12 protein-coding genes and 1 tRNA gene are annotated in these 13,124 nt (G+C 69.9%); 2 read left to right on the forward strand and 11 right to left on the reverse strand.

Annotated features, from left to right (window positions below; all coding sequences use genetic code 11):
- Nucleotides 1–55: 55 nt before the first annotated feature.
- Together ABT123_RS33125 and ABT123_RS33130 are read right to left on the reverse strand one after the other, a co-directional pair.
- Entirely contained in the window at nucleotides 56–1,882 is a 1,827-nt protein-coding gene (locus ABT123_RS33125) for a GTPase (protein ID WP_351321518.1), read from the reverse strand.
- 4 nt (nucleotides 1,883–1,886) lie between these two features.
- Nucleotides 1,887–3,488 (reverse strand): dynamin family protein, encoded by a 1,602-nt coding sequence (locus tag ABT123_RS33130; RefSeq protein WP_351321538.1) that lies wholly within the window; start codon nucleotides 3,486–3,488, stop codon nucleotides 1,887–1,889.
- Nucleotides 3,489–3,783: 295 nt separating this feature from the next.
- Between ABT123_RS33130 and ABT123_RS33135 the strand changes: the two genes are divergently transcribed.
- A tRNA-Arg gene (locus ABT123_RS33135) sits at nucleotides 3,784–3,859 on the forward strand.
- Nucleotides 3,860–3,868: 9 nt separating this feature from the next.
- Here the strand turns inward: ABT123_RS33135 and ABT123_RS33140 are convergent.
- The 8 genes from ABT123_RS33140 to ABT123_RS33175 all read right to left on the reverse strand — a co-directional run bounded on the left by ABT123_RS33140 (nucleotide 3,869) and on the right by ABT123_RS33175 (nucleotide 11,855).
- On the reverse strand, nucleotides 3,869–4,735 hold the full coding sequence (locus tag ABT123_RS33140) for an LmbU family transcriptional regulator (protein WP_351321540.1): 867 nt from the start codon (nucleotides 4,733–4,735) through the stop codon (nucleotides 3,869–3,871).
- Between the two features lie 229 nt (nucleotides 4,736–4,964).
- A complete protein-coding gene (locus ABT123_RS33145) occupies nucleotides 4,965–5,699 on the reverse strand; it encodes a response regulator transcription factor (RefSeq protein ID WP_351321520.1) in 735 nt (244 codons plus the stop codon).
- Nucleotides 5,700–5,738: 39 nt separating this feature from the next.
- Nucleotides 5,739–7,160 carry a class II 3-deoxy-7-phosphoheptulonate synthase gene (locus ABT123_RS33150; RefSeq protein ID WP_351321522.1) on the reverse strand — a complete coding sequence of 474 codons (1,422 nt, stop codon included), beginning with the start codon at nucleotides 7,158–7,160 and terminating at the stop codon, nucleotides 5,739–5,741.
- Between the two features lie 58 nt (nucleotides 7,161–7,218).
- Nucleotides 7,219–7,530, reverse strand: coding sequence for a phosphopantetheine-binding protein (locus tag ABT123_RS33155; RefSeq protein ID WP_351321524.1), 312 nt, complete (start codon nucleotides 7,528–7,530; stop codon nucleotides 7,219–7,221).
- Between the two features lie 241 nt (nucleotides 7,531–7,771).
- A complete protein-coding gene (locus tag ABT123_RS33160) occupies nucleotides 7,772–7,990 on the reverse strand; it encodes a hypothetical protein (RefSeq protein ID WP_351321526.1) in 219 nt (72 codons plus the stop codon).
- A 203-nt stretch (nucleotides 7,991–8,193) separates the two neighbouring features.
- Complete coding sequence (locus tag ABT123_RS33165; protein ID WP_351321528.1) at nucleotides 8,194–9,531, reverse strand: lysine N(6)-hydroxylase/L-ornithine N(5)-oxygenase family protein; 1,338 nt, start codon at nucleotides 9,529–9,531, stop codon at nucleotides 8,194–8,196.
- Nucleotides 9,532–9,618: 87 nt separating this feature from the next.
- The gene (ddaH, locus tag ABT123_RS33170) at nucleotides 9,619–10,455 is read right to left on the reverse strand and encodes a dimethylargininase (RefSeq protein ID WP_351321529.1); all 837 of its coding nucleotides are present in this window, start codon (nucleotides 10,453–10,455) and stop codon (nucleotides 9,619–9,621) included.
- Nucleotides 10,456–10,595: 140 nt separating this feature from the next.
- A complete protein-coding gene (locus tag ABT123_RS33175; protein WP_351321530.1) occupies nucleotides 10,596–11,855 on the reverse strand; it encodes an arginine deiminase in 1,260 nt (419 codons plus the stop codon).
- Between the two features lie 187 nt (nucleotides 11,856–12,042).
- Here ABT123_RS33175 and ABT123_RS33180 point away from each other — a divergent pair, with 187 nt between their 5' ends.
- Nucleotides 12,043–12,696 (forward strand): FMN-binding negative transcriptional regulator, encoded by a 654-nt coding sequence (locus ABT123_RS33180; protein ID WP_351321531.1) that lies wholly within the window; start codon nucleotides 12,043–12,045, stop codon nucleotides 12,694–12,696.
- A gap of 108 nt (nucleotides 12,697–12,804) precedes the next feature.
- On the opposite strand, the gene ABT123_RS33185 is transcribed toward ABT123_RS33180, so the two are convergent.
- Nucleotides 12,805–13,124, reverse strand: a 320-nt coding sequence (locus tag ABT123_RS33185; RefSeq protein WP_351321532.1) for a hypothetical protein, incomplete at its 5' end; no start/stop codon positions are given.

The raw sequence follows: 13,124 nt of genomic DNA on the forward strand, positions 1-13,124 counted from the left end.
CCGCTCCGGACTTCATGCTCCGCCCACCCGCCCCCACCCCGCTCCCCCCTGTGGATTACTGACGGGTTGTGGACAACCGGTTCCCCCCTGCCACCACCGCGTACTGCTCCCGCACCTCCCGGTACCGCAGCAGTTCGGCCGCGACCGGCTCCAGCACCCTGGCCCGCCCGCAGCCGGCCGCCGCCTGGCGGAGCCGGCGTTCGGCGTCCTGCCCGTACCGGCGGGCGGGTCCGCGAGCCGCCATCGAGCAGGACCATTCGACCAGCGGCCCGCCCACGATCCCGGCCGCCATCAGCAGCACGGGCAGCAGCAGGCCCGGTTCCAGCACCCCGGCGATCTGCCCGACCAGCCACAGTCCGCCGAAGATCTGCACCAGGGTCATGGCGGCCTGGCCCAGGACGGCAGCCGGCCACCAGGCCGGCCGCGGCGGCTTTCCGGTGGGCACGCCCACCGTCACCGCCAGTTCGTCCAGCGCCTCCGGCATCCGCTCGGCACCCCGGACGGCGGTCTCCCGTACCGCCTGCGCCCACGGTTCGGGCAGTCCGGCGGCGGCTTCGTCGGCCACCGTCCGCACCGCCTGCTCCACCCGCTGCCGCGCGGTGACCTCTTCCTCCCGCGGCGGCTCCGGTTCGCCGCCGAAGGTACGGCCGCCGAGTGCGGCCAGGGCGGCCAGGCCGCTGAGCCGGTGCGGGGCGCGCCGGCTCTCGTACCAGCGCCACAGCCGCAGCCAGGGCGTTCCGCAGGCCTTGCCGGCGTTGCGCCGCCAGGCCCGTTCGGCGGCGAGCCCGGCCGCGTACGCGCCGACCGCCTCGGCGAGCCGGTCCTCGAACTCGGTCCGGGCGGTTTCGCTGATCTCCGGCCCGCCGTGCCCGTCCGCGACGTACAGCGTGCGCAGCCGGTGGGCGGCCCGGTCGACATCGGCGGAGATCCGCCGGGTGGCGGCGCCCCGTTCCTGGGTGAACTGGCCCAGCAGTTCACGGAGCTCGCCGACGCCTTCGCCCGTGAGGGCGGACAGCCCGAGCACAGTGGCCCCGGGTTCGCCGTGTTCGCCGAGGGCGATGCCGTCCTCGTCGAGGAGTCTGCGCAGGTCGTCGAGGACCTGGTCGGCGGCCTCGCCGGGCAGCCGGTCGACCTGGTTGAGGACGACGAAGGTGATCTCGGCGTGGCCGGCGAGCGGCCTCAGGTAGCGCTCGTGGAGGACGGCGTCGGCGTACTTCTCCGGGTCGACCACCCACACTACGGCGTCGACCAGAGCCAGTACCCGGTCCACGTGCGCGCGGTGGGCGCCGACGGCGGAGTCCAGGTCGGGCAGGTCGACCAGGACCAGTCCCTGGAGCAGGTCGGCGTCCGCGGTGTCGCGGGGGCGGCGGCGGAGCCGGCCGGGGATCTCCAGCCGGTCCAGCAGCCCGGCCGCGCCGTCGGTCCAGCTGCACGCGATGGGCGCGGCGGTGGTGGGACGACGCAGTCCGGTCTCCGAGATCTGCACTCCTGCGAGTGAATTGAAGAGTGTGGATTTGCCGCTTCCGGTAGCTCCGGCGATGGCGACGACGGTGTGCTGGGGGGAGAGTCCGCGCCGGGCGGCGGCCTCGTCGAGCACCCGGCCGGCCTCGGCGAGGGTTTTGCCGTCGAGCCGGGTACGGGAGAGGCCGACCAGCTGGCGCAGGGCGTCGAGGCGCGCCCGCAGGGCCCGCCCCTCGCGGCTGAGGGGTGGCGGGGCGGGGGTCTTGCCGCCGTCGCTGCCGGCTCCGGAGACGGCCCGGACGAGCGCCTCGTCGGTGCCGTCGTCCTCGTCCTCCTCGTCTTCGGCGAGCCGCCGGGCGATGAGCCCGTCGTCCCAGCGGTCGTCCCAGCGGTCGTCGGTGTTCTCGGTGAGGGCAGTCACCTCGTCATCTCTCCTTCTGCAGTACGGAGAGCGCGGCGATCAGCTCGGCCTGCGGCTCCGGGGTGACTTCGAGTGCGTCGAGGGGGGCCAGGCGGCGGTCGCGTTCGGCCCTGAGCACCTCGTCGAGGTGTTCGCCGACGAGTTCGCCGCCCCGGTCGCGCAGCCGCAGCGCCGCCTGTGCGCCGATCCGCTCGGCGAGTTTTTCGCCGGCGATCCGGGCCCGCTTGCCGCCCAGCAGTGCGGCGACGAGCAGGGCGGCAATCTGGTCGGGGTCGGGTGCGGGCTGCCGGTCGAGCCGGGCCACCTCGTCCTCGGCCAGTTCTTCCAGGACCCGCCGCCAGCGGCGTACCGCCATCCCGATCCGTTCACCGGCCTCGCGGTCGGGGGCGGGCAGCGGGACGGCTCCGGCGGCGGGCTCCCTGCGCCAGACGGCGGCGATCCGCTCGTCGGCGGCGGCGACGGCGCACTGGAGGAGGGCGGCGAGGCTTTCGGCGAGGGAGTCGAGCAGTTCGTCGGCGGTGGTGTCGAGGGGGTAGCCGCGCCAGCGGGTGAGGGCGTCGCCGGCGAGCACGGCGCCCTGGTCGAGCCGGTTGCGGACCCGCTTGCCCTCCTTCTTGTACGCATCCTCGACCGCGGCGGTGAGCCGTACGGCGGCTGCGTGCTGGGCGGCGACGGCGGAGGCCAGCGCGGGCATCCGGCGGCGCAGGGAGTCCAGCACGCCGAGCGCGGTACGGCCGACCGCCTGCTGCCGGGCGGCCGGGTCCTGGGCGTGGTGGATCAGCCAGGCCGCCAGCGGGGCGACGGCGGAGGCCGGCAGCAGTCCGCCGCCGCCGGCCGATTCCGGGAGCTCCGGCACGGTGAAGCGGGGTACGTCGCCCAGTCCGGCGCGGGTGAGCAGGGCCCCGTACTGGCGCGAGACCTCGCCGAGCACCTGGTGCGGCACCCGGTCGAGCACGGTGATCAGGGTGGCCTTGTACTCCTTGGCGGTGCGCAGCAGGTGCCAGGGGACGGCATCGGCGTAGCGGGAGGCGGTGGTGACCATGACCCAGACGTCGGCGGCGCAGATGAGCTCGGCGGCGAGGTTGCGGTTCTCCACCACCAGCGAGTCGATGTCGGGTGCGTCGAGCAGGGCGAGGCCGCGGGGCAGGCTGCCGATGGTCTCGATGCGCAGTTCGCGGGCGTCGGTGCCGCCGGGGCGGCGGGTGGCGCGCCCGGGGCCGGCGGCCTCCTCGAACCGGTCGCCCCAGACCCGCATGAGGTCGGGGAGCACCCGCATCCCGGCGAACCAGTGGTGATCATCCGGATGGCAGACGAGGACGGGCGTGCGGGTCGTGGGCCGGAGCACGCCCGCCTCGCTGACCTGCCGTCCGACGAGGGAGTTGACGAGGGTGGACTTCCCCGCGCCGGTGGATCCTCCGATCACCGCGAGGAGCGGGGCCTCGGGGGCTCTGAGGCGGGGCACCAGGTAGTCGTCGAGCTGGGCGAGCAGTTCGGCTCTGGTCTGACGGGCGCGCGGGGCGCCGGGAAGGGGCAGCGGCAGACGCACGGAGGCGACCCGGTCGCGCAGGGCGGATAGGGCATCGAGCAGCTGAGGCCGTACATCCAAGGTCACCACATGCGAAGAATGCCCAATTTGTGACCCTTTTTGAAGCTTATAGGCCCTCTGCGCGCCGACCGCCACTCCGACCGGCCGGACGCCGGAACAGATGGGGCGACTGGGGCACAGGCATAACGAGTGCACAACACCCGGGGCGCGGCGGCGCAAAAGCGGTGCGAGAATCGCATCTGCCTGCGATTATCGGGACCGCTTCACCGAACCTCCACATCGTGGCACGCGGGTGAAGCAACCGGGACAAGGCGACGGGAGCCCTATCCTTGACCCGGCTCACGGTCACCTTCCGGCCCCCGTAGCTCAGTGGATAGAGCAGGTGCCTTCTAAGCACTTGGCCGCAGGTTCGAGTCCTGCCGGGGGCACCAGCCTGTGGTTCACGCACTCCACAGGCCGGCGCATGCCGAGCCGTCGTACGGGCCGTACGGGCGGGGAGTTCCCTGGGAGCCCCCGGGGGTCCCGAGTGCCCCGAGTGCCTTCGAGCACCCGTAGAGACTCTGGTAGCGGCGCCGGTCGGCGGCCTCGGCGCGAACCTCGTCGATCAGGTCGTCCATGCGCCGGTCGATGTCCTCCGAGGACACCTCAGACACCGCAGACTCTACGGACACCGCAGACTCCGCGACCGGATCCGCCGCCTCCAGGGCGGCCGGCTCCGCCTCCGCCGGGCCGAGCGCCCCGAAGACCCGTTCGGCCGCCGAGTCGAGGGTCGCGAGGACCCACTCGTCCAGGTCGGTTCCCAGCGTCTCCGCAGCCTTGAGCCAGCAGTCGAAACGTTCCGCCGGAACCGCGAGCTGGCGCCTCGGGGCAGGTCGCTCGCGCAGCGTCTCCACGCCGTCCCGGGACTCCCGCAGGGCGGCCCGGAGCTGCTTGGTCGTCCACTTGAACTCCTCGGCCCGGGTGAGCCACAGGTCCTGCTCCTCCACCGGCAGCGAAGCCACCTCGGCGTGGTGCTGGAACGTCAGCTTCGCGCGCCGGCGGCCCATCTCGAACCTGCGGGCTATCCAGGCGTAGTTGCGCAGCGTCTGGTAGCGCAGACCCGCCGCCTGGATGCCCTGCTGGTAGCGGTCTCCGTAGTGGTCCTTGCCGTACGCCAGCCAGTCACCGAGCCACCACGAGGACGAATCCACGACACCGGCCAGCTGACGGCCGGCGCGCTGCCATTCCTCGAAGGTGAACACGACCGGCAACTGGAGGCCGACTCTTGTCGTGAGTACCTGTTCGGTTCCGGGCTGACCTTGGCGCATTGCGCGCTGCGGGGGAATCAGCCTCGACACCTGCGGACCGGGACGGTGGGTGGCTTTCGTTCCGACACCGGTGTTGTTGGCCAAGTTCACGTGCACGACCTCATTTCAGCCGACTAGTGTGCGCGCTCGAGAACACATCATTTTCCGCCAGACCGAATGCGGTGAAGGGTGGGGCTGATACCTTGTCAAGTTCCCCCGAGTGACACTGGAGTGGTTCTGAAGTGGGTTTCTAGGCCACCCTCTCCAGCATCCGCCGGCGGCGTTCGCGGGTGAAGTCGATCGTGTTGACCTGGGCGGCGTGCCGGTCGGTGAGATAGCGCAGCACCGCGAGCACCCGGCGGTTGTCGCCCGGACTTCCCGGAATGTTCAACTTGTCGAAGACCGCGGCGACCCGCTTCTCCACCGTTCCCGCGGAAACGATCAACCGCTCGGCGATCGCGCTGTTGGTACGGCCCTGCGCCATCAGCGTCAGCACCTCCAGCTCCCGCTCGCTGAGCAGCCCGAGCCCGCTCGCGGCCCCGCCGTCGGGCCGGGCGCCGGCGCCGGCCGCCAGCGCCCCGACCATCCGGGGGTCGACGACGGTACCGCCACCGGCGACCTGGGACAGGGCGCCCATCAGTCCATCGGTGTCGGTCATCCGGTCCTGGAGCAGATAGCCCAGACCGGAGCCGTCCCCCGCGAACAGGCGGGCCACGTGCTGCGGTTCGGGCGCCGAGGAGAAGAGCAGCACCCCGGTGCCGGGGTGCGCATCGCGCGCGGCGAGCGCCGCCCCCACGCCCTCGTCGTCCCAGGTGGGCGCCAGCCGGACGTTCGCGATGAGCACGTCCGGCCGGTGGGTGTCGACGAGGGCGGGCAGCACGCGGGCGTCGTGGACCGCCGCAGCCAGCTCATGGCCCCGGTCTCCGAGCACGTGAGCCAGGCCCGCCCGCAGGATCGCGGAGCCTTCGGCAATGACAAGACGCATGGTTGATCACTTCCTTTGGCCATGGCCGGGATCGGGGAGTCAACGCCGCCGGTACATTTCGGCGGTGAGAAAGGCGAGTTCCAGGGACTGAGTACGGTTCAGCCGCGGATCGCAAGCGGATTCATAGCGATCCGTCAGGTCGCCGAAACGCACTCGGGCTCCTCCGCCCACGCACTCGGTGACGTCATCTCCGGTGAACTCCAGGTGGATTCCGCCGGGATGCGTACCAAGGCCCCGATGCACCTCGAAAAATCCGGTGACCTCATCGACAATGTCGTCGAAATGCCGCGTCTTGTGCCCTGAGGGCGCCGCAAAGGTATTGCCATGCATGGGATCGCAGACCCATGCCACCCGGGCGCCCTCCATGGTCGCCCGCTCGACCAGCGCGGGCAGCCGGTCGCGCACCGTTCCGGCGCCCATGCGGACCACGAAGGTGAGCCGGCCCGGTTCGCGCTCCGGGTCCAGCTTGTCGACCAGCGCCATGACCGTGTCCGGGGTGGTGCCCGGGCCCAGCTTCACCGCGATCGGGTTGGCGATCCTGGAGAAGTAGTCGATGTGCGGCCCGTCGAGGTCCCTGGTCCGCTCGCCGATCCACAGCAGGTGGCCGCTGGAGGCATAGGAGCGGCCGGTCACGTCGTCGACGCGGGTCAGCGACTGCTCGTACTCCAGCAGCAGGCCCTCGTGGCTGACGAAGAACTCGACCGCGCGCATCGCCTGCTCGTCGCTGCTGCCGCAGGCACGCATGAAGGACAGGGCCTGGTCGATCCGGTCGACCAGGCGGGCGTAGCGGGAGCCGACGGGGGAGTTCCGGACGAAGTCCTGGTTCCAGCTGTGCGCCTGGTGCAGGTCGGCGTCGCCGCCCGTGGTGAAGGCGCGTACCAGGTTCACCGTGGACGCGGCGGCCTGGTACATCCGCAGCATGCGGCCAGGGTCCGGGATGCGCTGGGTCCGGGTGAAGTCGAAGCCGTTGACGGCGTCGCCGCGGTAGGCGGGCAGGGTGATGCCGTCGCGGGTCTCGGTGGGCTGGGACCTCGGCTTGGCGTACTGGCCGGCCATCCGGCCGACCTTGACCACCGGCACGCTGCCGGCATAGGTGAGGACCAGGGCCATCTGCAGCAGGGTGCGGACCTTGGCCTGGACGGCGGCGGCCGTCACATCGGCGAAGGTCTCGGCGCAGTCGCCGCCCTGGAGCAGGAACGCCTCGCCCCGGGAGACCGCGGCCAGCCGGTCCTTGAGCGTCTCGCACTCGTTGGCGGAGACCAGCGGCAGGGCCGCGTTCAGCTGCGTCCGGACCACGTCGACGGCCGCGTGGACCGGCCAGTCCGGCTGTTGGGCGGCGGCCCGCTGTTCGGCGGTCCACAGCCGCGTGTCGGTCGGGTCGACGACATCTGCCGTGGGCACCCCCTCGGGGGACTCGCCCAGAACCTGCTCCGCTGCCGTTGCTTCGATTACGGTGGTCATCTTCCGGTGTCTCCCATGAATGAGTCGGCTTCGGTACCGAGTGGGTGCCTGGTAGACGTCAGCCGATGGCCGGGACGGCAGCGGTGACGGTGACGCTCCGGACGCTGAGCCTCTGGTCGAGCAGGTCCGCCAGTTCGGACAGGCTGTGCGTACGGGCGAACTCGTTGATGGAGACGTGCCGATCGAGCGCGATCACCAGACGGGCGGCGGCCCGGGACGTGCCGCCGATGGCGAAGAAGTTGTCGGTGCGCTGGATGCGGTCCACCGGCACGCCGAGTACGTCGGCCCACAGCCCGGCCAGCCGGCGCTCACTGTCGGTGCCGGGGCGGCTGCCGGCCGCGTTGCCGTACTCGTCCGTGTCGTCAGTCATGTGCGTCGCCTCCACCAGGGATCTGCGCCTCTACGCGAGCCGATGTCCGGCTTCACGTCTTCATGAGGAAGACACTAGGGAGAGGTCTTATCAGGCCAATATTGCTCGTCTTCCGACGGCAGGCCTGTGGCAATAGCCCGCCGGTACACAGAGACCGCGGGCGGCGCGTGGGATTCACGCGAAAGGACCGCCGGGTCGTGACCCGGCGGATGTCCTCACAGCTTATGGACGGGTGGGGAATTTAGTCCAGGCCCTCCAGGAGGCGCTGCATGGCGCCCACCCGGCTGCTCAGCTCGGCGACCTCGCTGTGCAGCTCCCGCTGCAGGTTGACGGCTGCCCGGTCCGCCGAACGGCGCTCCCGCTGAAGGCTGTTGGAGAACCAGAGCAGCCCCGTGACGACCAGTGTGGTGGTCGCCAGCATCGTCGAACTGGCGATGACCGCTCCTGCTGTGGAATCCATGATGACGTCCTGCCTCCGGGCCGCTTTCGGCCCTCTCGTGGGAATGTCCGGGGTGGGGGTATAACCGAAATTACGCGCCCGCGCGCGCGGGCACCATGGAGGAAAACCTCCGTCTTTTCGCCGCGCCGGTCAGCAGAAAGCCCCCGCGACGACCCGTGGTGCACAGACGGATCGGCGCGGGGGCGCGGCTGCGACAGGTCGGATCAGCTGTCGGCCGCCTGGAGCGCGACGGCCGGCGCGAGCTCCCGCTCGGCGCGTCGCTGGATGATGGAGTCGGCGATCTCACCGCTGCGGACGGCGATGTTCGACAGCAGGGAGGAGGTCAGGCCGTGCGTGTGCTCGGTCCCTCCCTGGAGGTAGATGCCGATCGGCAGGTCCGGGGTGGTGACGAGCCGGTAGTCGCGCTCCACCCGGTGGCGCCCCGCCTCGTCCCGCAGGCAGAAGCGGTCCAGGTCGCCGAGCAGACGGCTCGGGTCCAGGGCGTCGTAGCCGGTCGCGAAGACGATCGCGTCGACCTCCAGAACCGGCGGCTGGCCCTCCAGTTGGGAGACCAGGTGGACGCGGGTCTCGGCACCGACGTGCTCCACCGAGCTGACCTTGGTCAGGTTGCGGAAGTGCAGCCGCTTGGCGTCGCGTACGTCCTCCTCGTACTGGATCTCGTAGAGGTCCCGGATGACCGCGTCGTCGACCACCCCGTAGTTGGTGTTCTTGTGGTAGCGCCAGAACGCGTCCCGGGCCCGCTCGGTGCCGAAGTAGTACTCGTCGACCGCGGACGAGTCGAACACCTCGTTGGCGAACGGGGTGTCGTCGGCGACGGAGTAGCCGTACGAGGGCATGATCGCGGTGATCTGGGCGTGCGGGAGGCGCTCGTACAGGAACTTGGTGATCTCCGCGGCGCTCTGGCCGGCACCGACCACCGCCACCCGTTTGAGGTCGCCCGGCTCGGCCTGGCCGTACCGGGCCAGGAACTCCGAGCTGTGCCAGACCCGTTCGTGCCGCGCTATGCCGTCCGGCATGCGTGGGACGAGGCCGGTCGAGATGACCACGTTGCGGGCGTTGACCGTCCGGCTGCCGCCGGCCTCGTCGGCCACGTCGAGCTGGAGGTACTCGGGGGTGTCGTGGGTGGCCTCCGGGGGGAGCCGGATCCCGGTGACCGCCGAACTGTAGGTGACCACGTTGCTGAGGCTCGACTCCGCCCACTCCAGGTACTGGTGGAATTCCGCGCGGGTCGGGAAGAAGTCCTGCCGGTTGACGAACTGCGCGAGGCGGCCCGAAGCGTGCAGGAAGGACACGAAGCTGTACCTCGACACCGGGTTGCGGAAGGTGACCAGGTCCTTCAGGAAGGAGATCTGCATCGTCGCCGACGGCAGCAGCATGTTGCGGTGCCATCCGAACCTGGGCTGCCGCTCGAAGAAGGCGGAGGTGATCGGGTTCGTGAGGACGTTCGCGCGATGCTCTTCCAGGGAGATGGCGAGCGACAGGTTGGACGGACCGAATCCGATGCCGACCACGTCGTAGATCTCGTGTTCGCGAGCACTCATGGATGACTCTCCCACTGGCATAGGTGTGGTGTGACTTCTGACTGACTTCTGCTGATTTCTGCTGACTTCTGATGACCTCTGGCGGGGTCAGGAGCCGGCCCGGTGGCGGATCTCCTGGGTGGTGCACTTCACGCTGCCGCCCGCCTTGAGCAGCTCGGACAGGTCGACGCCGATCGGCTCGAACCCGTGGGCGCGCAGCTGCGCGGCCAGTCCGGTCGCGGTTTCCGGGAGGAACACGTGCAGGCCGTCGGAGACCGCGTTGAGGCCGAAGGCCTCGGCGTCCGCCTCGTCGACCAGGATCGCGTCGGGGTAGAGCTCGCGCAGGACGGCGAGGCTCTCCTCGGCGAAGGCGCCCGGGTAGTACATGACCTCGGTGTCGGAGAGCGCGGCGAGCGCCACATCGAGGTGGTAGTAGCGCGGGTCGACCAGGGTGAGGCTGACCACCGGGATGCCGAGGGCCTGCTGCGCCTCGGCATGGGCGCGCGGGTCGGTACGGAAGCCGGTGCCGGCGAGCACGGTCCGGCCGACCACGATGTAGTCGCCCTCGGCCTCGTTCACGTACTCGGCGGAGAAGATCTCGGGGTAGCCCTGGGCGGTGTACCACTCCTGGTAGGCCGGGGCCTCGGCGGCCCGCTCGGGGTGGCGGAACTTGGCGATCAGCACCCGGTCGTCGACCACGGTCGCGCCGTTGGCGGCGAAGACCATGTCCGGCAGGCCTGCGAGGGGCTCGACGAGATCGACGGTGTGGCCGTGTTCCAGATACAGCCGGCGCAGGGCCTCCCACTGCTCGATGGCCAGGTCGGTGTCGACCGGCTTCCCCGGGTCCATCCAGGGGTTGATCGCGTAGTTGACGTCGAAGTGCGTCGGACGGCACATCAGGTAGTGGCGGGGCGTGGCCTGACGGGCGGTCTGGGGCTGGGACAAGGGACTTCTTCCTCTCGGTATGGGGGACTCCCGTGAAGCCGGGTGGCTGGATGCGATCTCTCTTCCGAAGCTATCGAGCGGCGTTTCCTTTTCGTTATTGATCGTATTTCGACGGGTACTTACGGATTTTTCGGCCGCGGTCAGGCCGCACCGCGCTCGATCGGGCAGCTCATGCAGCGCGGGCCGCCACGGCCGCGGCCGAGCTGGTCGCCGCGGATCTCCAGCACCTCGATGCCGTTCTCCCGGAGCATCCGGTTGCTGTTCTCGTTGACCTCGTACGCGATGACGGTGCCGGGGGCGATGGCCAGCAGGTTGCAGCCGTCGTTCCACTGCTCCCGCTCGGCGGCGTAGGAACTCTGCCGGGTCTGCAGGACCCGGACCGTGTCCAGGCCGAGGGCGTCCCCGATCGAGTCGAAGACGTCCTTGTTCTCGGTGACGTCCGGCACCTGGTGGTGTCCCGGGGTCAGCGTCCAGGACCGCAGCTCGCGCCGGTCCAGGCCGGTGAAGAGGGTGAAGGCATCCTTGTCCACCATGGTCAGCACGGTGTCGAGGTGCATGAACGCCCGGGCCTTCGGCAGCTCCATGGCGATCACCCGCTGCGCGGAACCGGTCCGGAACAGGCGGCGGGCCAGGAGCTCGACGCCGGCCGGGGTGGTGCGCTCGCCGAGGCCGATGAGCACGGTGCCGTTGCCGAGCACCAGGACGTCGCCGCCCTCGAGCGCGGCCGGGGCCATGGCTTCACCGTCGATCCAGCGGTGCGCGCCGGACTCGGCGAACATCGGGTGGAAGTTGTAGATGGCCTCGTAGTTGACGGTCTCGCGCTTGCGCCCGGACATCATCATCGGGTTGACCGAGACTCCGTCGTAGACCCAGCAGCTGGTGTCGCGGGTGAAGAGCGAGTTGGGCAGCGGCGCGAGGACAAAGGCGTCGTCGGCCATCAGGTCGAGTCCGAGGGAGCGCACGCCGCCCGGGGAACGCTCGCCCAGTGCCTCGATCAACTCCTGCTTGTTCAGGCCGCCGAGCAGGTGGGTGGCCAGCTCGTCCGGGCCCATGGCGGACAGCACCTGACCGGTGAGCCGGGCCAGGGCGGGCCCGAGGTGGGGCTGGCGCTCGTCCAGGATGCGCTCCAGGACGAAGTTGACGGCCTGCTCGTCCTTGACCGTTTCCGCGAGCAGGTCGTGCAGCAGGTGGACGGTGACCCCCCGGTCGCGCATGACCTGCTGGAAAGCCCGGTGTTCCTGCTGGGCCCGGGACACCCATACGACGTCGTCGAAGAGCAGCTCGTCCTTGTTGGCCGGGGTCAGCCGCTCGAATGCCAGACCCGGCTCGTGCAGGATGACCTGTTTCAGTACACCGATCTCAGAATCCACATGGAACATGTTCTCTCCTGACTTCGACATCGGAGCAGCGAGAACTCCTTCATCGAAAGCTAGGCGAACGTGTTTCCGTTTCGCTATCGAATGCTTTTCGGCCATCGCCGCCGGCCGGGCGCCTCCACCGTGAAGTCGGCTCAATAACGATTCAAAAAGGCGCGTAGTTAGTGTTCTCGGCAGATGGAACACCCCGAAGCCGAGAGGACGAATCCAGATGTTCGTGCCACCGTTCTACCGCGAGCCATCCGGTTCGTGGATGGTAGATCTGATCCGGAACAATCCGCTGGCTCTGCTGGTCCACAATGGCAGCCCCCTCGCAGGCCCGTTCGCCACCCATCTCCCGGTGATTCCGGATCCGGACGCGAACCGGGAGTGGGCCCCCGACCTGGCGGGCGCGACCCTGCTCGGGCACATGAACCGCTCCAACCCGCACTGGGCGGCGATCGAGTCCGGCGCGGTGGGTCTGCTGACCTTCACCGGCCCGCACGGCTATGTCTCGCCGACCGTGTACGGCAAGACGCCGGCGGCTCCGACCTGGAACTTCACCTCGGTCCACGTCCGCGGCACGATCCAGAAGATCGACTCTCCGGGCCCGTCCGAGGACACCCTCGAGGTGGTGAAGTCCACCGTCCGCGCCTTCGAGACCGACTTCGGCGACGACTGGGACATGACCGAGTCGATCTCCTACTTCCGCCAGATCCTGCCGGAGGTGGGTGCCTTCCGGTTCACCGTCTCCGGGGCCGACGGGATGTTCAAGCTCAGCCAGGAGCAGGCGCCCGAGATCCGCGACCGCGTCTACCGGTCGTTCAGCGAACGCGACTGCGCCCGCCACCGCGCGGCTGCCTCCCTCATGGCGAGCCTGCCGTGAGCAGCGCCTCCGGCGAATCCCGGCAGTTCTCACCGAATTTCGACATGGGCGTCCGTTCCGCGGCCCTGCTTGTGTCCAAGATGATTGCGGCCCGCTTGTCCGAATTCGTCAGCCGACGCCGGTCCGGCAGGCCGTAATGAATGCCGGGAGCATCGTGGAGAGTGTTGCCCATTCCGCCCACGTGGTCTTCTGCAAGAACCGAAAGATTGCTTTTCGCCTGACCGGCCGAATGCGCGGCTCCCCGTTCTCCGCGCGCCGTCCCGGCGATACCCGCACCACCGGCACCACCGGCGACCTGCACCCCGCACCCGCCGCTGCATCCAGCTCATTCAAAGGAGGAATGTCATGACGGCCATCACGGCTACCGGTCTTCGCAAGGCCTACGGGGAGCACAAGGTCCTCGACGGTGTGGACCTGCACATCCCGCA

It is taken from the genome of Streptomyces sp. NPDC002054, from assembly GCF_040296685.1.
Classification (GTDB): domain Bacteria; phylum Actinomycetota; class Actinomycetes; order Streptomycetales; family Streptomycetaceae; genus Streptomyces.

Excerpts from the sequence above, each read along its gene's own strand:
- ABT123_RS33140 (WP_351321540.1), bottom strand. The coding sequence starts at position 4,735 with ATGCGCCAAGGTCAGCCCGGAACCGAACAGGTACTCACGACAAGAGTC.
- ABT123_RS33145 (WP_351321520.1), bottom strand. The coding sequence starts at position 5,699 with ATGCGTCTTGTCATTGCCGAAGGCTCCGCGATCCTGCGGGCGGGCCTG.
- ABT123_RS33150 (WP_351321522.1), bottom strand. The coding sequence starts at position 7,160 with ATGACCACCGTAATCGAAGCAACGGCAGCGGAGCAGGTTCTGGGCGAG.
- ABT123_RS33155 (WP_351321524.1), bottom strand. The coding sequence starts at position 7,530 with ATGACTGACGACACGGACGAGTACGGCAACGCGGCCGGCAGCCGCCCC.
- ABT123_RS33160 (WP_351321526.1), bottom strand. The coding sequence starts at position 7,990 with ATGGATTCCACAGCAGGAGCGGTCATCGCCAGTTCGACGATGCTGGCG.
- ABT123_RS33165 (WP_351321528.1), bottom strand. The coding sequence starts at position 9,531 with ATGAGTGCTCGCGAACACGAGATCTACGACGTGGTCGGCATCGGATTC.
- ABT123_RS33175 (WP_351321530.1), bottom strand. The coding sequence starts at position 11,855 with ATGTCGAAGTCAGGAGAGAACATGTTCCATGTGGATTCTGAGATCGGT.
- ABT123_RS33180 (WP_351321531.1), top strand. The coding sequence starts at position 12,043 with ATGTTCGTGCCACCGTTCTACCGCGAGCCATCCGGTTCGTGGATGGTA.